The 17,883-nt window shown below is 66.6% G+C and carries 14 protein-coding genes and 1 pseudogene; 8 read left to right on the top strand and 7 right to left on the bottom strand.

Annotation, left to right across the window (positions count from 1 at the left end; all coding sequences use genetic code 11):
- Positions 1–86: 86 nt before the first annotated feature.
- Positions 87–1,007, bottom strand: a complete 921-nt coding sequence (locus tag AC0IYU_RS26130) for an SDR family NAD(P)-dependent oxidoreductase (protein ID WP_472122964.1) — start codon at positions 1,005–1,007, stop codon at positions 87–89.
- A gap of 135 nt (positions 1,008–1,142) precedes the next feature.
- Between AC0IYU_RS26130 and AC0IYU_RS26125 the strand changes: the two genes are divergently transcribed.
- Both AC0IYU_RS26125 and AC0IYU_RS26120 read left to right on the top strand, forming a co-directional pair.
- A complete protein-coding gene (locus tag AC0IYU_RS26125) occupies positions 1,143–2,087 on the top strand; it encodes a LysR family transcriptional regulator (protein ID WP_472122961.1) in 945 nt (314 codons plus the stop codon).
- Positions 2,088–2,143: 56 nt separating this feature from the next.
- Positions 2,144–2,491 carry a FlxA-like family protein gene (locus AC0IYU_RS26120; RefSeq protein WP_472122958.1) on the top strand — a complete coding sequence of 116 codons (348 nt, stop codon included), beginning with the start codon at positions 2,144–2,146 and terminating at the stop codon, positions 2,489–2,491.
- Here AC0IYU_RS26120 and AC0IYU_RS26115 read toward each other — a convergent pair.
- Positions 2,475–3,410 (bottom strand): LysR family transcriptional regulator, encoded by a 936-nt coding sequence (locus AC0IYU_RS26115; RefSeq protein ID WP_472122956.1) that lies wholly within the window; start codon positions 3,408–3,410, stop codon positions 2,475–2,477. The genes AC0IYU_RS26120 and AC0IYU_RS26115 overlap by 17 nt on opposite strands.
- A gap of 222 nt (positions 3,411–3,632) precedes the next feature.
- On the opposite strand from AC0IYU_RS26115, the gene AC0IYU_RS26110 reads away from it, so the two are divergent.
- The 3 genes and pseudogenes from AC0IYU_RS26110 to AC0IYU_RS26100 all read left to right on the top strand — a co-directional run bounded on the left by AC0IYU_RS26110 (position 3,633) and on the right by AC0IYU_RS26100 (position 6,175).
- Positions 3,633–4,241: an FMN-dependent NADH-azoreductase gene (locus AC0IYU_RS26110; RefSeq protein ID WP_472122953.1), complete on the top strand. Its 609-nt coding sequence runs from the start codon at positions 3,633–3,635 to the stop codon at positions 4,239–4,241.
- A 108-nt stretch (positions 4,242–4,349) separates the two neighbouring features.
- Entirely contained in the window at positions 4,350–4,859 is a 510-nt protein-coding gene (locus AC0IYU_RS26105; protein WP_472122951.1) for an NADPH-dependent F420 reductase, read from the top strand.
- A 195-nt stretch (positions 4,860–5,054) separates the two neighbouring features.
- A pseudogene (locus AC0IYU_RS26100) lies at positions 5,055–6,175 on the top strand (sensor histidine kinase).
- A 76-nt stretch (positions 6,176–6,251) separates the two neighbouring features.
- On the opposite strand, the gene AC0IYU_RS26095 reads toward AC0IYU_RS26100, so the two are convergent.
- Positions 6,252–7,754 (bottom strand): sensor domain-containing diguanylate cyclase, encoded by a 1,503-nt coding sequence (locus AC0IYU_RS26095; protein WP_472122948.1) that lies wholly within the window; start codon positions 7,752–7,754, stop codon positions 6,252–6,254.
- A 249-nt stretch (positions 7,755–8,003) separates the two neighbouring features.
- On the opposite strand from AC0IYU_RS26095, the gene AC0IYU_RS26090 reads away from it, so the two are divergent.
- Both AC0IYU_RS26090 and AC0IYU_RS26085 read left to right on the top strand, forming a co-directional pair.
- On the top strand, positions 8,004–9,572 hold the full coding sequence (locus AC0IYU_RS26090) for a methyl-accepting chemotaxis protein (protein WP_472122945.1): 1,569 nt from the start codon (positions 8,004–8,006) through the stop codon (positions 9,570–9,572).
- 42 nt (positions 9,573–9,614) lie between these two features.
- On the top strand, positions 9,615–9,866 hold the full coding sequence (locus tag AC0IYU_RS26085; RefSeq protein WP_472122942.1) for a hypothetical protein: 252 nt from the start codon (positions 9,615–9,617) through the stop codon (positions 9,864–9,866).
- Between the two features lie 16 nt (positions 9,867–9,882).
- Here AC0IYU_RS26085 and AC0IYU_RS26080 read toward each other — a convergent pair whose 3' ends face one another.
- Positions 9,883–11,595 (bottom strand): CehA/McbA family metallohydrolase domain-containing protein, encoded by a 1,713-nt coding sequence (locus tag AC0IYU_RS26080; RefSeq protein WP_472122939.1) that lies wholly within the window; start codon positions 11,593–11,595, stop codon positions 9,883–9,885.
- 187 nt (positions 11,596–11,782) lie between these two features.
- On the opposite strand from AC0IYU_RS26080, the gene AC0IYU_RS26075 reads away from it, so the two are divergent.
- A complete protein-coding gene (locus AC0IYU_RS26075) occupies positions 11,783–13,825 on the top strand; it encodes a putative bifunctional diguanylate cyclase/phosphodiesterase (RefSeq protein ID WP_472122936.1) in 2,043 nt (680 codons plus the stop codon).
- A 48-nt stretch (positions 13,826–13,873) separates the two neighbouring features.
- On the opposite strand, the gene AC0IYU_RS26070 is transcribed toward AC0IYU_RS26075, so the two are convergent.
- From AC0IYU_RS26070 to puuE, 3 genes are read right to left on the bottom strand one after another with little or no spacing between them, the layout of a single operon-like run.
- Positions 13,874–15,100 (bottom strand): M20 family metallopeptidase, encoded by a 1,227-nt coding sequence (locus AC0IYU_RS26070; RefSeq protein WP_472122933.1) that lies wholly within the window; start codon positions 15,098–15,100, stop codon positions 13,874–13,876.
- Between the two features lie 25 nt (positions 15,101–15,125).
- Complete coding sequence (uraD, locus tag AC0IYU_RS26065; RefSeq protein WP_472122930.1) at positions 15,126–16,913, bottom strand: 2-oxo-4-hydroxy-4-carboxy-5-ureidoimidazoline decarboxylase; 1,788 nt, start codon at positions 16,911–16,913, stop codon at positions 15,126–15,128.
- The gene (gene puuE, locus AC0IYU_RS26060) at positions 16,910–17,872 is read right to left on the bottom strand and encodes an allantoinase PuuE (protein WP_472122927.1); all 963 of its coding nucleotides are present in this window, start codon (positions 17,870–17,872) and stop codon (positions 16,910–16,912) included. Before puuE ends, uraD begins: the two co-directional genes overlap by 4 nt.
- Between the last annotated feature and the right edge of the window lie 11 nt (positions 17,873–17,883).

Below are 17,883 nucleotides of genomic sequence, written 5' to 3'. Positions count from 1 at the left end.
GTGGCCAGCCTGGGAGACCGCGCGTGCCATGGGACCGCCCAGGTCTCCCGGCCCGATGAAACCCACGCGCATCACCGCACGGCAATTCAAGCCTGCACGCTGATGAGCTGGCTTGCGATCTCCCACAGCCGGCGGGCGTTCTGCGCGTCCACGGCGTAGGACGCGACGCCCGTAAAGTCTGCCGAACGGCGGTCTACAACCGGCGCCTCGTTGCAATCCTCGAAGTAGCGGCCGCCAATGCCCTCCAGCAATGGCGAAGCCGCCAGCAGCACCGATGTGGCAGCGCCTTGCTCGGGATTCTTTCGGCGCTCTGCAGGCGTCTTGAGACCGCCGGTGTGCTTCTGCAGATTGGTGGCGATGGCGCCCGGATGAACAGCGTTGGCATGGATCCCCTCGTGCTGCCATCGGCGCGTTGCCTCGACGGCCAGGAGCACGCACGCTGTCTTGGCCTGCGCATAGGCAGCAATGGGCTCGTAGGCGCGAAACCGGAAATGCAGATCGTCGAACACGACGGGCCCGAGCAACTGTGCGCTGGAGCTCAGGGCCACGATGCGGGCGCCTTGTGCCGCCTTGAGCGCGTCGTGCAAGCCGTTGACCAGCGCAAAGTGTCCCAGGAAGTTGGTCGCGAACTGCATTTCATATCCTTGAGCCGTTGTCTGCAGCTCAGGAATGGCCATCACGCCGGCGTTGTTCACGAGCATGTGAAGCGCGCCGGTCCAGCCGGCGGCAAACCGGCGTACCGAGTCGAGGTCTGCCAGGTCGAGCGCGGCAACGTGAACAGCGCCTCGGCCAGAAGCCCTGAGCTCTTCAGCGATGTCCTGGGCGGCCTCGGGTCGCCTGACGGCGAGCGTCACCTCGGCGCCCGCGTCGACCAGCGCGCGGGAGGTTTCCAGGCCGATGCCTGACGCGCCACCGGTGACGATGGCTCGTTTTCCTGAAAGGTCCACGTTGCGCAGCACATCGCTGGCAGTCGACTGGAAGCCGAAGGGGGTTTTGAGGGGAGACATGAGCAAACACCAATAGGAAGTGGAACTGGGTCGAGCTTAGGCAGCGCGCACTCATCTGATAAGTAGCACAATGCCGCACGAAGAAGTGCATCGAATTCATCAATAAAGCGCAGCCCCAATGACGGACCCCGGCCCATGAAGCGCACCGAACTCTCAGGTTTGCAAGCCGTCGTCGCGGTCGCATCGCACAGCAATTTCAGAAGCGCGGCGGCCGACCTGGGGCTTTCTGCTTCAGCAGTCAGCCATGCTGTCTCCGCCCTCGAAGAGCGAATGGGCGTGCGCCTCTTTCACCGGACCACGCGCAGCGTTGCCCTCTCCGAGGCGGGCCGGGAATTCCTGGCGCGCGTCGCGCCGGCGCTGCGGGAGATCGAGGGCGCGATCGACGCGGCCAGCGCTTCGAGCCCGCGCCCTGCCGGAACCCTGCGCATCAACACGTCGGAGGCAGCGGCGCAACAGGCGCTGGCGGCCTACGTGCCCGAGTACCTCAGGCGCTATCCGGACATGCAGGTCGACCTGGTCACGGAGGGCAAGCTGGTCGATGTTGTGGCGGACGGATTCGATGCCGGGATTCGGCTGGCCGACGCCGTGCCACGCGACATGATCGCCGCGCTGTTCGGGCCGGAACAGCGCTTCGTGGTGGTCGGTGCGCCAGCCTATTTCAAGACCAAGGGCAGAACCGTACCCACAACCCCCCATGACCTCGGTGCACATGCCTGCGTGCGCAATCGGCTGTCGAGCGGGAGCATCTGGCGCTGGGAGTTCCGCAGGCAGGATGAAGCCATCTCGCTCGATGTTGCAGGGCCGCTGACACTGGACAACAACGTTGCACGCCTGGAGGCGGCCCTGGCCGGCATCGGCCTGGTCTACATGAACGAATGGTCGGCCCGAAAACACATCCGTTCGCGGCGCCTGGTGCAGGTGCTGCAGAACTGGACGCCCTCCATGGGACGGCTGGCCCTGTACTACCCTGGCCACCGCCACGTGCCGGCAGGGCTGCGCGCCTTCATAGAACTGCTTCGCGAGGTCGACGCGAAGACCTTGGATGCATCGGCTGTGCAGGCGTCTCGCGCGCGACGCTGAAGTTTTTGCTTTCCTTGCCGATAGATCCTGGTCAAACCGATTGAAACAGGACAACGATGAAGATCGAAGTGAGTACGCCCGCAGCTTCAAAGGGCGGAAATGATTCGGCGATAGCCAAGCTCCAGACGCAACTTGTGTCGCTGCAAAAGCAGATGCGCTCGCTGACGGATCAACTGCAGAACACGACGGACCGCGATGCGCGCCGGATGATCCAGCAGCAGCTTCAGGCGCTGCAGATGCAAATCCAGACGATCCAGGAGCAGATGATGCGGCTGCAGATGCCTGTAGACCCACAGATCGAGGGGATCAAGGGAGCGATGAAGCAGGTGCAGGCTGTTTCCGCAGGACTGCCGTCACGGGGGGCGAATCTCACCAGCGGAAGCGTCATCAATACGTCGGCTTGAGGTTGGCCGGTGCCGAAGACACCTCGGCACACTGCCGCTTCAGATGGTCGATGAGCCATCTGCCAGCGGGGCCTGGCGGCTGGGCGGCGGGATAGACGGCGGAAGTCGTCAGCGGAAAGCCGCCGGGCGGGATGTCGTCGACATCGAGCACGACGAGCGAGCCTCGCGCGATGTCTCTGTCCACCATGTGCCTTGGCATGCTGCCGTAGCCCATGCCGTCCTTCAGGAATGCGTATTTGGTCGACAGATCGCCCAGGCGCCAGGTCGTGGGCGACACCACGCCGTAGTCGCGCCCCGTCATCAGCTCGGAGCGGTCCGTGAGCACCAGCTGCACGTGCTTGCCGAGTTCGCTTCGGGGAATTCGGCGATCGAAGCTCGCGAGCGGATGCTCGGCCGCAGCCACCATCACCAGGGAGATGTCGCAGAGGCGCTCCCTGAGCAACGAGGGAAACTCCATGGGGAGCGCACCCAGGACGCCCATGTTGCAGCGCCCGTCGAGTATGGGTTGGTAGGCCGCGCCCAGCGCCTCGACAAAAAGCCTCAGGGGCGTGAACGGAAACCGGCCGGCGAACGCCTTGATTGCTTCGCTGATGACGGCGGTGGGGAAGAACACATCCACGACCACGGACAGTTCCGCTTCCAGCCCCGAGGACATGAGTCTTGCCCTGGCCTTCAGGGTATCGACGCCCGCGACCACATTGCGCGCGTCGGCCAGCAGCAGCACGCCCTCGGGTGTGAGCCTGGGGAAACGCCCGGACCGGTCGAAGAGCACCACCCCTACCTGGTCTTCGAGCGACGCGATCCAGCCGCTCACCGCTGACTGCACGCGGTTGAGCTTTCTTGCCGCTGCGGAAAAGCTGCCTTCGTCGACTGCTGCGATGAAGGTTCTGAGTTGGTCGAGTGAGACGCCGTCGAGCATGGCGCGCAGAGTATCTCAAATGGAGATGCTTTGCATCTCAATAAATCGTCTATTCAGATCGATGTAGGAAAAGCATCATTCCCGCCATCCAAACATCTCCTTGAAAGATACATCGTGCCCTCATCCATCTCTGACCTTCTGCGCGCTGCGGCAGCGCGCGTGGGTTCACCGCGGTCTCGCGCCGGCATCCCTCCCATTTCATTCACCCCCAAGGAGAACCCCATGCAGATCCTTCATCTCGACTCCAGCGTTCTCGGTCCCGCCTCGGCGAGCCGGCTTCTTTCAGCACGCATCGTGGAGCGCCATCGCGCGCTTCGCCCCACGGCGCACGTGGTGTACCGCGACCTGGCCGCCGATCCTGCGTTGCATCTGTCCGGCACGCACATGGCTGCGTGGCAAGGCATGGCGAGCGACGACGCCACCCTGAACGCCGACCTGCTCAAGGGCAACACCTACATGGAAGAGCTCTTCGCTGCCGACGTGCTGGTGATGGGTGCGCCCATGTACAACCTCTCGGTTCCCACGCCCCTGAAGGCCTGGATCGACCGCATCGCCGTAGCGGGCAAGACGTTTCGCTACACCGCGACCGGACCGGAAGGCCTGCTCAAGAACAAGAAGGCATTCATCGCGTCCTCCCGCGGCGGGGTGTATTCGGCGGGCAGCCCCGGGGCTGCACTCGAGCACCAGGAAAGCTACCTCATCGGCCTCCTCGGCTTCCTGGGCGTGACCGACGTCACCGTCGTGCGCGCGGAGGGCCTTGCCATCAGTGCGCAAGCCAGGGACGCCGCCATGCAACGCGCGCTGGACGACATCGGCGCCATCTCCGCGTGACACGCACACCTTCAACCATCACAAGGAAATCACCATGACCTATTCCATCATCGGCGCCGCAATGTCGGCACGGCCCTCGCACGCCAGTTCGCCCGCAGCGGCATTGCCGTGAGCATCGCGAACACCCGCGGCATCGACTCGCTGGCAGAGCTTGCCAACGAACTGGGCAGCCACGTCACACCCGTGGCGCTGGAGGACGCGCTGAAAGCGGAGGTCGTCATTCTTGCGGTGCCGTTTCGCGCGCATGCCAGCGTTGCGGCCGCATTGCCGGACTGGTCCGGCAAGGTCGTCGTCGATGCCATGAACACCTATGGCATTTCGCCGGAGGAACTGAAAGGCCAGGCATCCAGCCATGTCGTCGCAGCCGCGTTTGCGGGCGCGGATGTCGTCAAGACCTTCAATCAGCTGCCGGCCAAGCTGCTCGCGATGAACCCGGCCGCCCAGGGTGGCCGGCGAGTCATGTTCGTTGCCGGCGACTCGCAAGCCGCCTCGGGAGCCATCGCAAAGCTGGTGGACGACCTCGGCTTTGCCGCCGTGGTGTTGGGAAAGATCGCCGAAGGCGGAGCGCTGCTCGGCATGGGCGGCCCGCTGATTCTGCAGAACCTGGTCAAGTACTGAGCAAAGCCTGCGCGAACTGCCGCGTGTCACTTGGCCGTGTGGACCGTGCGAGATGCGCGGGCAAATCAGTGCCTGGTCTGTCCGTTGCCGTACAGACGGGGCCTGCCTGCACGGGTGACGATGGCGCAATGCACTACTGGAGTACAGGCGGCGGTGTTCACTGGATGAAACGGCGAAAGCCATCGAGGTTCGAGCATGCGCAATTTTTTGACCCACAACCGGGATGAGCTGATTTCACGGTGCAAGGCAAAGGTTGCGCTCAGGCCTCGACGCGCCGCAACCGAACAACAGCTGGCCAACGGCATCCCGTTGTTTCTCGACCAGCTGATCAGAACATTCGCCGCGGAAGAAGACGACAAGCCGGCGGAAAGCATCAGGATCTCGGGGCCCTCGGGCGGAGATTCGCAGGCCTTGTCGGAAATGGGCGTGACGGCCACCGCCCATGGCAAGGAACTGCTCACGCTGGAATACACCGTCGACCAGGTCGTCCACGACTACGGCGACCTTTGCCAGGCCATCACGGACATGGCCTTCGAGCGCACGCCCCCTTCGCTGTCGGCGAGTTCCGCACGCTGAACCGATGCCTGGACAACGCCATTGCCGATGCCGTCACCGAGTTCAGCTACCAGCGCGACGCAAAAATTGCGCGCCAGCAGGACTTCGACGCCAACGCGCGCCTCGGCTTCCTCGTTCACGAGCTGCGCAATTCCCTGGGGACGGCCACGCTTGCCATCCACGCCCTCGAGCTCGGCAGCATGCCGGTGGGAGGGGCCACCGGAGCCGTGCTGAAACGCAGCCTGTCGGCAATGGGCACCCTGATCAGCCGAGCGCTCGCCGAGGTGCGCAGCGGCACGGCCGAACAGCGGCAGACATTTTCCGTCGCCTCACTCATCAAGGACGCTGAAACCGCGGCCCAGCTCGTGGCGAGCGCCGCGGGCTGTCCCTTCGAGGTGGCCCCGGTCGACGCCTTGCTGGGCGTGCGTGGAAATCGCGAGCTGCTGCTCGCCGCCTTGGCGAATCTTCTGCAAAACGCGTTCAAGTTCACTCACCCTCGCACGGCGGTCGCCTTGAAGGCCTACGTGCTAGACGAGCACGTGATGATCGAAGTCGAAGATCGCTGTGGCGGACTGCCGTCGGGAAGCGCCGCTACGATGTTCGCCCCCTTCAATCAGCACAGCCATGACAAATCCGGTCTGGGCCTGGGGCTCTCCATCGCGCGCCAAAGCGTCGAGGCCGACCTTGGCACGTTGACGGTTCGAGATGTGCCGGGCACGGGCTGTGTTTTCACCATTCGCCTGCAACGCCACGCCCTTTGATGGCAAGCGCCCGACTTTTCCCGATCTCCACGACGGCGGGCATGCGGCGCAGCGGGCGCCGGGCCGCTGAGACGGCTCAGACCATCGAGCGATTGCGCCCGCTTTCCTTGGCCCTGTAGAGCGCGCGATCGGCGGCCTCGATCAGCTGCAGTTCCCATCCGTGCGCCTGCGCGCCCTGCAGCGTCGCGGCACCGACGCTGGAGGTGACGCGTCCGTGCGGGCTGGCGCGATGCGGGATGTTCAGCGCATGGATGCGCTCGATCAGCAGGTCGGCGACGTTGCGTGCGCCCTGCAGGTCGGTGTTGGGCAAGATGATCGCCAGTTCCTCGCCGCCGTACCGCGCCACCAGGTCGCCGGGGCGCCTGGCGCGATGCTGAAGCGCCTCGGAGACAGCCGTCAGGCACCGGTCGCCGGCCACATGGCCGTACGTGTCGTTGAAGCGCTTGAAGTAGTCCAGATCGAAGAGCAGAAGCGACAGGGCGGTCCCTTCCCTTGCCGCCCGTCGGGCCTCGACGCTCAGCGCCTCGTCGAAACTGCGGCGGTTGGCCAGGCCGGTGAGCTCGTCCCGGGTCGCCAGCACTTCCAGCCGGCGGTTGGCCTTCAGAAGGGCCTCGCGGGTGGACATCAAGGAAGCTTCCGCACTGACGCGTCGCTGGATGTTGATGATCAGCCGCCGGCCAACCGCCGCCACGGCCGCCAGCAAGGCACCCACCACGGCCAGCGTCAGCAGTGCCTGGTGCCGCCAGGCCAGCAGCGCCTCGTCCCTGCCGAGCGCCACCGTGGTCACCACCGGGTAGCGGTCGCTCTTGCGAAAAGCATAGAGCCGCTGCGTGCCGTCCAGCTCGGAGCGAAAGGACGCCGTGCCCGCCGTGCCGGTGTCGATGAAGTGGCGCAGGAAGTTGGGCGACCTGGAGAAGTCGCGGCCCATGTCCTGCTCGCGGTAGGGGTAGCGCACCAGCAACTGCCCGCCGGTGGTGGCCAGGCTGATGGCGCCGCTGCTGCCGAGGTCGATCGCTCCGAACGGGCGCAGGAAGTTCTCGATGCCCAGCGTCACGACGACCACGCCGGTGAACTTGCCGTCGCCGTCCTCCAGGCGCCGGCTGACCGTGATCACCCATTCACCGGTGGCGCGGCTGCGGATCGGCGAGCCGATGAAGATGTCGCGCGACGGGTTGCTGCGGTGGTGGGTGAAGTAGGCACGCTCGAGGCTGTCGGTTCCCGTCAGCAGGCCCACCCTGGATTGCATCACCCAGTCCCCTTGGGCGTCGAGGATGGACAGGCCGCTCAGCTGGTCCAGCAACTGCTCCTGGCGGCCGACCAGCAATTGCATGCGCCGCAGGTTCTCGGGCCCGCGGCCCTCGGTTTCCAGCCGTTCGACCACGCCCAGCAGCAGCATGGCGCTCTGGGCAAAGATGCCCTCGGCATAGATGTTCAATGCCTGCGCCAGGTTGAGGTTGTTGGTGTCGATCTCGCTCAGCGTGCGCTTGCGCGTTTCCCACACCTGCCACACGGTGGCCGACAGCACCGCGGTCAGGACAGCCAGCAGCAGAAACCTGGCAAGGCGAACATCGCGCTTCATGGGCGCAATCCCTCGGACGAACTTGTTCTCATGACTTCCTGCCGTCGCCCGTGGCGGGCAGCGTCCGGCTCGCGCTGCGCCTTGCCGGGCAAATGAACTCCGGACTCTATCCGACCGGACAGCTTGAAAAATTTCATTCTTTTGTACTAAACAATTGCTTCTCCCTGTCGATATCCCAGAAAGCCTTGAAGCGCCACGCCGTTCGAACCCCCGCTTTTCAGCCCGCCTTTCTTTCTCATGGAGAACGCAATGAAACAGTTCAAGGATTTCAGGATCGGCACCCGCATGGGGGCAGGGTTCGCAGCCGTCATCGTGCTGCTGATGGCCATGGTCGCGGTCGGCATCAGCCGCATTCGTGCGGTGGACCACAACACCGAGGTGATTGCGCACGACCGCTATGCCAAGGTGGCGCTGGCCCAGACCATCGAGAACGAGGTGAACAGGCAGGCCCGGGCCTTGCGCACGGCGCTGATCGCGCGGGATCCGGAGGCGGTGAAAGGGGAGCTCGCCAAGATCGAGGAATCCGCGCCGCAGATCGCCGCGGCCACCGAGCGCCTGAAGCTCGTCATTCACACCGAAGCCGGCAAGGAAGCACTGCGTGCGCTGCTGGAGGCACGCAGCAATTTCCGCACGCATGAAGCGCGCCTGGTCGCGCATATCCAGGCGGGCCGGATCGACGAGGGACGCGACTACCTGGTCAAGGAGATGCTCGCGCCGCAAACAGCCTACCTGTCGGCCATCGAGGCGTTCTCCCGGACCCAGGTGCAAGGCATGGAACAGTTCACCGCCGAGGCGGCCGACATCGCCCGTGGCGCCACGGTGCTGATGCTGGGCATCGGCGCATTGGCCTCGGTGCTGGCGGGTGTGATCGCGGTGCTGTTGACCCGCTCGATCACGCGCCCGGTTGGCGAGGCAGTGCGGGTCGCCCAGACGGTGGCCGCGGGCGACCTGACTTCGCGCATCGACGTGCGCAGCGACGACCAGACCGGCCAGCTGATGCGCGCGCTCAAGACCATGAACGAGAGCTTGTCCCACGTGGTGGGCGGTGTGCGAAGCAGCACGGACACGATCGCCATGGCGTCCAGCCAGATCGCGGCGGGCAACCAGGACCTGTCGTCGCGCACGGAAGAGCAGGCCAGTTCGCTGGAACAGACGGCCGCGGCGATGGAAGAACTCACCGGCACGGTCAAACAGAATGCCGACAACGCGCGCCAGGCCAATCAGCTGGCGGTGCTGGCGTCCGAGGTGGCCGTCAGGGGCGGCTCGGTGGTCGGCCAGGTGGTGCAGACCATGGACTCGATCCATGCGTCGTCGCGCAAGGTGGCGAACATCATCGGCGTGATCGACGGCATTGCGTTCCAGACGAACATCCTGGCGCTGAACGCGGCGGTCGAGGCGGCGCGGGCGGGCGACCAGGGCCGGGGCTTCGCGGTGGTGGCGGCCGAGGTGCGCAACCTGGCGCAGCGCTCGGCGGCGGCGGCCAAGGAGATCAAGGGCCTGATCGACGAGTCCGTGCAGAAGGTGGGCGAGGGCAGCGAGCTGGTCGGCGAAGCCGGCCGGACGATGCAGGAGATCGTGGGCAGTGTGCGGCGCGTGACGGACATCATGGGCGAGATCTCGGCCGCCAGCCACGAGCAGACCACGGGCATCGAGCAGATCAGCCACGCCATCGGCCAGATGGATCAGGTGACGCAGCAGAACGCGGCGCTGGTGGAAGAAGCGGCCAATGCCGCCCGGTCGATGCAGGAGCAGGCCGCCAGCCTGGTGCAGTCGGTGAGCCTGTTCAGGCTTGCGGATGCGGGGCCAGCCATGGTCTAGTCGACGGGTTGCCCTGCGGGACGGGCCTTTGTTTTCAACCAGATGTGCAAGATGAACCGGACAGAAATACTGGCGACAACGATCGACATGGCGCGCGCGGGCCTGGGCTTCACGCCGGCCGACGCGCTCGACTGCATCGCCGCCATGATCGGCGAGGCGGACCCGCGGAGCGACCTCCACGACGCCGAGGTCGAGAAGTTGCTGCGCCTGGCCGCCTGCATATGGAAACTGAAGCACGGGATGCTCGCATCGGCCGTTGCTTCACCGGCGAAGTCGCCGCCAACCGGCGAATGAGCGCGTGCGTCGAGATCTACAGCGCCGCGACCTTCACGAACACCGGATTCGAATAGAACCACAGGTCGGCGTAGTTGCGCGCATTGATGGCATTGAAGCGCGCCACGTTGTCGGTGCCGGTGGTCTGCGCGTCGGGCAGCGGTTCGCCGGCGGCGGTTTCGTTGGGCACGTCGGTGCCCAGGTTGGTGCCCCGCAGGCGGAAGTACTGGTTGCCGCCGGCCTTCACCGTGTAGCTGAGCGCGAAGTAGCCGTCGGCGTCCAGCTTCCAGTCGCTGCGCGTGAAGCGCTTGACCACCCGGGTCGACGGATTGGTGTCGCGCGCGTAGCCCGGCGTGCCCGGCGCCTCCAGGCCGGTGACGTCGCCCGCGATCAGGTCGATGTGGTCGACCACCGGCTTCACGTTGGCATACACGCCGCTGCCGAGCTGGTACTCGAAGTTGTTGCGCTCGGGGCTCTTGAAGCGGATGGTGATCTTCAGGTCTTCGCCCGCCTTGGCCGCCACGGCCGACCCCATCTCGCCCGCGCCCTTGGCGCTTTGCACCTTGAAGTCGAGCGCGTCGATCAGGCCGCCGTTCACCGCGAAGAGCTTGCCCGAGCGCATGGCCGCGAGCAGCGACTTCGGCTCCTTGATGTCGCCCCACAGGTGGTTCCTGGCGTACTCGCCGGGCGCGTAGCCGCTGCTGTTCACGCCGAGGGATGTGGTGAAGTGGTAGTCGGAATCGGCCACGTTCCAGATATGGCGGCCTTCGGACAGCAGCGCGTCCCAGGTGCCGCCCAGCCTGGCCACCAGGTAGTCGACGCCGCCGTAGGTGCGCGAGGGCAGGTTGGCGGGGATGTAGGGGCTGACGTAGCCGCCGCGGTCGGGCTCCATCTGGTTGCCGACCATGCCTTCGAGCGAGAACACGATGTTCGGCGCCAGGTCGTTCATTTCGCGCAGCTGCGCGGCCGTGTATTTGCCCGGGTTGCGCGAGGGGTGGTTGATCTGCAGGTAGCTGCTCTCGGGGTAGTTCGCCTTGAGCCAGGCGATGGCCGCGAGCGTCTCGGCGTGGGTGGTGTAGGTGGTGCCGGCCTTCGGGCCCCAGGCGGTGACGTCGCCGGCCGGGAACAGGGCGGGGTCGCGGTTGGTGAACAGGTACTCGAACTGGCTGGCCGCCTTCAGCGCGGCCGCCGACATGGGCGCGTCGGTCAGGATGCCCACGTTGCCGTGGTCGTGCGCGGGCATGTCCCACTCGAAGGACGTGAAGATCGTCTTGTCGGCGTACTTGCCCCCGGCCTGCAGCGCCTTGATGCGCGGCACCTGGTAGGTGGCCATGCCCTGCGAAAACGGAATCGGCGCGGGCAGCAGCACGCCGTCGTTGTCGTACTTGGAGGTTCGCAGGTGGTCGGACAGCGCGATCCAGTCGAGGCCGAACTGGTCGAAGGCCTTGGCCAGCACCTGGTCGAGCGTGGAGATCTGCTGCGTGTCGTCCGACTGCATGGTGTGGACGTGCAGGTCGCCCACGGTCCAGCGGCCGGGTGGGGTCGCAGGGGTGGGGTCGACCGGCGGTGCGGGCGCGGCGGGTGCCGCGGCGGTGGGCGTGGCTGGCGTCAAGGGGATGAAGGCGGCGCCGTTGGAGCTGCCACCGCCGCAGCCGGCCAGCAGCAGCGTACCGACGGCCAGGGTGGAAAAGAGCGTGCGGCGAAACGGCAGGGCGGCAGGGAGGGAAAGAGCGCTTGAAAGATGAGACATGGCGTTTGAAAACGATGACACGTGCGTGAAATGCACGCGTCCAGCGAAGCCGCCGAGTCTGGATTTGCGTCGTGACGCCCCGATGAAAGCGAAACGAAAGTCAGCTGCCGGGGCCTTCTATATTTGGTCGCCAAAGGCCCGAAACGAGCCGTGGGCCGGTGCGCGCTCTATAAACTGTGGCTCCTCCATGAATTCCAGCGCGCCCACTCCTTCTCTTCCTGCTTCCGTCGACGGCGGCGTGCTGTCCCGCATGGTGCGCACCGATCAACTCGTGGCGGTGCGCCGCAGCGTGCTGTCGGCCATTCCGATCAACGTGGTGCTCAGCTTCACCGCGACGCTGGTGGCCCTCAACTCGAACCGCGCCTTCGAGGGGTTGAGCTGGCTGCTGCTGGCGCTCGTGGCAAACGGCGTGCGCAGCTACATCTGCCGCTGGGCTTTCGCGCCCTCGCCGGGCGTGGTGGTCGAAAACGGCGTCGCGGTCTCGGCAACCGGCCGCCCGGTCGAGTGGCACCTGCGGCTGGCGGCGGTCATGGCCGCGGTGTCGGGCCTCGTCTGGGCGCTCATTCCGCTGCTGTGCAGCGGCTACTCGTCGCCGCAGGCCGTGTTCTATCTGACCGTGGTGTGCGGCATCAGCGCGGGCGCGGTCACCTACGGCAGCGCCTACGCGCTCGTGCCCATCAGCTTCATCACGCCCGCGCTGTTGTCGGTGGTGGGTTGCCTGGCCTATGCGGGCGGCTTCGACAACCTGGCCCTGGCCGCCATGGTGATGCTGTACCTCGCTGCGCTGGCGCGCGGCGCGCTGCAGAGCGAGAAGGCGTTCCGCGAAGGCAGCCGCCTGAGGAACGAAGCGACCGTCCTGGCCGCGCAATTGCGCCAGGTGCATGCGCTGTCGCTCGACGCCACGCAGCAGTTGGCCTTCCGCGCCTCGCATGACACGCTCACCGGGCTGCTCAACCGCGAAGGTTTCACCGAGGCCGCCACGCTGCACATCGCCGCGCCGGACGGCCGCCAGCACGGCCTGCTGCTGCTCGACCTGGACGGCTTCAAGGCGGTGAACGATGCCTTCGGCCACAAGGCCGGCGACCGCGTGCTTCAGGACGTGGCCGGCTGGCTGCGGCGAGAAACCGCCGACATGGAGGCCATCCTCGGGCGTTGGGGCGGCGACGAGTTCGCGGTGCTCTACACGCTGAAGGTGGAGCGGGAGACGCCCACGGCCATCGCCCAGGCGCTCATTCGCTCGATTTCTTTCGCCACGGCGCACTACGGCGGCCACCTGGGCGTGAGCATCGGCATTGCGGTGACGGACGATGCCGACATCGCCGACATGATCAGTTTTGCCGACGAGGCGCTGTACGAAGCCAAGCGCACCGGGCGCAACCGCTTCCAGGTGTTCGACACGGCGCTCAACCAGCGGCTGGCCACGCGGCGGGACGTCGAGCGCGACCTGCTGCACGCCATCGAGGCGCGCGCCATCGGCGTGTGGTACCAGCCGATCATGAGCAGCGACGTCCGCGAAGTGCACAGCCTGGAAGCGCTGATGCGCTGGCATCACCCGCGCCATGGACAGATCGCGCCCGAGGAAGTCATCTTCGCGGCCGCCAACACCGGCCTGGCCGAGCCGCTGCTGCGCCACCTGGTGGACGAGGTCTGCCGCGGCATGCGCCAACTGGAGGCCGGGGGCTCCAGCCTGGCCGGCGTGCCGATTGCCATCAACGTGTCGCCGCGCGAAATGGCGCAGCTGGCGGTGGACGACATCGTGCTGGGCTTGCTGAAGTCGCGCGGCATCGCGCCGCGCCGGCTGCAGATCGAGATCACCGAGGAAGTGGCGCTCGACACGCACGCCACGCGCAGCCGGCTCAGCGCGCTGTCGGCCGCGGGCGTGGCCATCGTGGTGGACGACTTCGGCGTGGGCTATTCGTCGCTGGCGTCGCTGCGCAGCGAGTACGTGCGCCAGGTCAAGATCGACCGCAGCTTCATCCTGGGGCTGTCGTCGTCGCCGGGCAACGTGGTGCTGGTCGATGCCATCGTGCAGCTGGGCCGGTCGCTGAACATCCAGGTCGTGGCCGAGGGTGTGGAAACGCAGGACGAGCTCGATGCCCTGCGCGCCCTGGGCTGCAAGCTGGTGCAGGGCTACCACCTGGCGCGCCCGGCCCCGCTGGTCGATGTGATGGCCTGGGACGCCGCGCGGGCGCCGCTGGTGTCCGCCGGAGCCAGCGCAGACGCGGCCTGAGCCTGGCGCCGACCTGTACGCAGGTCAGGCCCAGGCCAAGCGCGGCGATCAGGCCAGCAGGTCGCTCAGCGTGCGCGCAATCACCTGGGTCGCACGGCGCAGGTCTTCGAGCACCACGCGTTCGTCGCTGCGCTTGGCGTGCGACTCGAGCACGGTGCGCGGGCCGGCACCGTAGATCACGCCCGGAATGCCGGCTTCGCCGTACAGGCGCACGTCGGTGTACAGCGGCGTGCCCATGGCCTTGATGGTCTCGCCGAACACGTCCTGGCCGTGCTTTTGAATGGCGTCGACCAGCGGCTTGTTGCCGGCCAGCGGCTTCATCGAGTTGGCCAGCAGCAGGCGCTTGATGTCCACCGTGATGCCCGCGCTTTCGGCCGCGGCATCGGCAATCACCTGGCGGATGTTCGCTTCGACCTCGACCGGGTTTTCTTCCGGGATCATGCGGCGGTCCAGCTTGAACACCACCTTGCCCGGAACCACGTTGGTGTTGGTGCCGCCTTCGATGCGGCCCACGTTCAGGTACGGGTGCGTGATGCCCTCGACCTTCGACGTCACCTGCTGGTAGAGCGTGTTTTGCGCGTAGAGCGCATTCAGGATCTTCACCGCGCCCTGCAGCGCGTCGATGCCGGTGGTGGGAATGGCGGCATGCGCCATCTTGCCGTGCACCGTCACCTCCATCTGCAGGCAGCCGTTGTGCGCGGTGACCACTTCGTAGCTGAAGCCGGCCGCGATCATCAGGTCGGGCCTGGTCAGCCCGTTCTTCAGCAGCCAGCCCGGGCCCAGGATGCCGCCGAACTCTTCGTCGTACGTGAAGTGCAGCTCGACACTTCCCTTGGTCGGCTTGGCCACGGCCTCGAGGGCGCGCAACGCGAAGGTGAAGCTCGCGAAGTCGCTCTTGCTCACCGCGGTGGCGCGGCCGTACAGGCTGCCGTCGGCGATTTCGCCGCCGTAGGGGTCGTGCGTCCAGCCTTCGCCCGGGGGCACCACGTCGCCGTGGGCGTTGAGCGCCACGGTGATGCCGCCGCTGCCGTACTTGCGGCGCACGATCAGGTTGGTGATCGACTCCAGGCCGTAGTCCTTCACGTCCTGCGCGGGCACGGCGTGCTTCTCGGCGTCGAGGCCGAAGTCTTTCAGCAGCTCGGCGGTGCGCTCGGCATGCGGTGCGTTGTTGCCGGGCGGGGTGTCGGTGGGCACGCGCACCAGCTGCTGCAGAAATTGCACTTCCTCGTCGAAGTGGGCGTCGATCCAGGCGTCGAGCTTGGTGTAGTCGGTCATGGTTGTTCTTCTGTCGGTCAATCGTTCAGTGGGCGTGTTCGGCGGCGAGGTTGTCGAGCAGGAGCTGGAAGGCCTGCACCGCCAATTGGATGTCGTCGTTGGTGCTCGATTCGAGCGGGTTGTGGCTGATGCCCGAGTTGATGCCGCGCACGAACAGCATGGCCTGGGGCATCACTTCGTGCAGCTTCATGGCGTCGTGGCCGGCGCCGCTGGGCATGCGGAACAGCGGGATGCCCAGCGCGTCGACGGCCTTTTCCCAGCGCTGCTGCCAGGCGGGCGCGCTCGGCGCGGCGGCGGCGCGCATGGTCTCCTCGAGTTCGTGGCGCACGCCGCGGCGCTCGCAGATGTCCTTCAGCGCGTTGACCACGTCGGTGGCCAGCGCGTCGCGCTGCGCGTTGTTGGGCGCGCGCAGGTCCAGGCTGAATTTGCAGCGGCCCGGCACCACGTTGATGGAGCCGCTGGGCACTTCGAGCATGCCGACGGTGCCGACCGAGTCGCCGTCCTTGGCTGCGCGCTGCTCGGTGTACAGAATGAGTTCGGCCACGGCGGCGGCCGCGTCGCGGCGGCGGTCCATGGGCGTGGTGCCGGCGTGGCTGGCCATGCCGATGACCTCGCCCACGTAGCGCACGCTGCCGTTGATGGAGGTGACGATGCCCAGCGGCAGGTCGAGCTCGGTGAGCACCGGGCCCTGCTCGATGTGCACCTCGACGAAGCCGAGGTAGCGCGACGGGTCGCGCTGGATCTTCGGAATGTCTTCTTCCTTCAGGCCCGCATGCTGCATGGCCTCGCGCATGGTGACGCCGTCGGCGTCCTTCTGATCGAGCCAGCGCGCGTCGAAGTGGCCGATGAGCGCGCCCGAGCCCAGGAAGGTGGCCTTGTAGCGCTGGCCTTCTTCTTCTGCGAAGCCCACCACCTCGAAGGCGAAGGGCAGGCGCCGGCCCTGGCGCGCGAGTTCGCGCACGCAGGCCATCGGCACGAAGATGCCCAGGCGCCCGTCGTACTTGCCGCCGTTGCGCACGGTGTCGTAGTGCGAGCCGGTGAGCAGCGTGCGCGCGCCCGGCTGCGTGGCCTCGTAGCGGCCGACCACGTTGCCGACCGCGTCGATGTGCACCGAGTCGAAGCCGCACTCGCGCATCAGCGCGCTGATCTGCGCGGCGCAGGCGCGGTGCGCGTCCGTCAGGTACGTGACGGTGAGCTGGCCCTTCTCGGCATAGCCCGGGTCGGTGTGCACCGAGAGCTGTTCCTGCCAGTCCCACACGTCGTTGCCCAGCGTGAGGTCGGCGCCGAACTTGTCGTCCAGGCGAATCTCGGCAATGCGATGGATGTTGCGCAGCGCCTCGCCCAGCTCGAAGGCCGGGTGGTGATGCAGCCGCCGCGCGAAGGTGTCGATGATCTCGCGCTTGGCCAGGCCCGTGCCGCGCGGGCCGCGCACCGCCAGGATGAACGGAAAACCGAACTTCGCGTTGTAGTCGGCGTTGAGCTGCTGGATCTGCGCGAACTCCTCGGGCGTGCAGTCGGTCAGGCCGGCCTTGCTTTGTTCGTTGGTCGACTCGGCCGTCAGCGTCTTGCTGACCATGGCCTTGCCGGCGAGCTCGGGGTGGGCGCGGATCAGGCCGATCTGCTCGTCGGTGGACGCCGCCGCCAGTGCCTGCACCATCGCATGCTTGAGGTGCACGAGCGAGCGGAAGGGCCGCGCGGCCAGCGCGCGCTGGGCGATCCACGGCGAATGCTCGTAGATGCCGTCGAGCAGCGCGACGGCCGCGGCGGGCACGGCGGCGTTGAGTTGGGCAATGGTGAGAGGGGTCAGGCTCATGATGCGGCTCCGGCGTCGAAGGGGTGCGCCTGCTTCCAGTGGCGCGCGATGTCCAGGCGCCGGCAGACCCACACACGGTCGTGCTGCGCGATGTGATCGAGAAAGCGCTGCAGCGCGGTGATGCGCCCGGGCCGTCCGAGCAGGCGGCAGTGCATGCCGATGCTCATCATCTTCGGGCTGTCGTCACCGTTCGCATCGCCTTCGGCGTAGAGCGCGTCGAAGGTGTCCTTCATGTACTGGAAGAACGGGTCGGCGTGCGAGTAGCCCTGCGGCAGCGCGAAGCGCATGTCGTTCACGTCGAGCGTGTAGGGCACGATGAGCTGCGGCACCACCGTGCCGTCGGTCTTGCGCACCTTCATCCAGAAGGGCAGGTCGTCGCCGTAGTAGTCGCTGTCGTATTCGAAGCCGCCGTAGTCGGCCACGAGGCGCCGGGTGCGCGGGCTGTCGCGCCCGGTGTACCAGCCCAGGGCGCGCTCGCCGGTGAGCTGCTCGATGGCTTCCATGCCCAGGCGCATGTGTTCGCGCTCGGTGGCTTCGTCCAGGTTCTGGTAGTGGATCCAGCGCCAGCCGTGGCAGGCGATCTCGTGGCCCAGCTCCTTGAACGCGGCGGTCAGCTCGGGGTAGCGCTGCAGCGCCATGCCCACGCCGAACACGGTGAGCGGCAGGCCGCGCTTTTCGAACTCGCGCAGGATGCGCCAAACGCCGGCGCGCGAGCCGTACTCGTAGATGCCTTCCATGCTGATGTGCCGGTCGGGGTAGCTGGCCGGGTTGAACATCTCGGAGAGAAACTGCTCGGAGCCCGCGTCGCCATGCAGCGTGGCGTTTTCGCCGCCTTCCTCGTAGTTCAGCACGAACTGCACCGCAATGCGCGCGCCGCCCGGCCACTGCGCATGGGGCGGGTTGCGGCCGTAGCCGACGAGGTCGCGGGGGTAGGGCAGGGTGGTGTCGTAGGCAGTCATGGGGTCGTTGC

The sequence above is a fragment of the Variovorax sp. AC103 genome (genome assembly GCF_979254005.1).
Note: the sequence above shows the minus strand (reverse complement) of the source record. Positions and strands in the feature narration are given on the sequence as shown.

What these genes read in the sequence shown, in the direction of transcription:
- AC0IYU_RS26130 (WP_472122964.1), bottom strand. Translation starts at nt 1,007, where the DNA reads ATGTCTCCCCTCAAAACCCCCTTCGGCTTCCAGTCGACTGCCAGCGAT.
- AC0IYU_RS26125 (WP_472122961.1), top strand. Translation starts at nt 1,143, where the DNA reads ATGAAGCGCACCGAACTCTCAGGTTTGCAAGCCGTCGTCGCGGTCGCA.
- AC0IYU_RS26120 (WP_472122958.1), top strand. Translation starts at nt 2,144, where the DNA reads ATGAAGATCGAAGTGAGTACGCCCGCAGCTTCAAAGGGCGGAAATGAT.
- AC0IYU_RS26115 (WP_472122956.1), bottom strand. Translation starts at nt 3,410, where the DNA reads ATGCTCGACGGCGTCTCACTCGACCAACTCAGAACCTTCATCGCAGCA.
- AC0IYU_RS26110 (WP_472122953.1), top strand. Translation starts at nt 3,633, where the DNA reads ATGCAGATCCTTCATCTCGACTCCAGCGTTCTCGGTCCCGCCTCGGCG.
- AC0IYU_RS26095 (WP_472122948.1), bottom strand. Translation starts at nt 7,754, where the DNA reads ATGAAGCGCGATGTTCGCCTTGCCAGGTTTCTGCTGCTGGCTGTCCTG.
- AC0IYU_RS26090 (WP_472122945.1), top strand. Translation starts at nt 8,004, where the DNA reads ATGAAACAGTTCAAGGATTTCAGGATCGGCACCCGCATGGGGGCAGGG.
- AC0IYU_RS26085 (WP_472122942.1), top strand. Translation starts at nt 9,615, where the DNA reads ATGTGCAAGATGAACCGGACAGAAATACTGGCGACAACGATCGACATG.
- AC0IYU_RS26080 (WP_472122939.1), bottom strand. Translation starts at nt 11,595, where the DNA reads ATGTCTCATCTTTCAAGCGCTCTTTCCCTCCCTGCCGCCCTGCCGTTT.
- AC0IYU_RS26075 (WP_472122936.1), top strand. Translation starts at nt 11,783, where the DNA reads ATGAATTCCAGCGCGCCCACTCCTTCTCTTCCTGCTTCCGTCGACGGC.
- AC0IYU_RS26070 (WP_472122933.1), bottom strand. Translation starts at nt 15,100, where the DNA reads ATGACCGACTACACCAAGCTCGACGCCTGGATCGACGCCCACTTCGAC.
- uraD (WP_472122930.1), bottom strand. Translation starts at nt 16,913, where the DNA reads ATGAGCCTGACCCCTCTCACCATTGCCCAACTCAACGCCGCCGTGCCC.
- puuE (WP_472122927.1), bottom strand. Translation starts at nt 17,872, where the DNA reads ATGACTGCCTACGACACCACCCTGCCCTACCCCCGCGACCTCGTCGGC.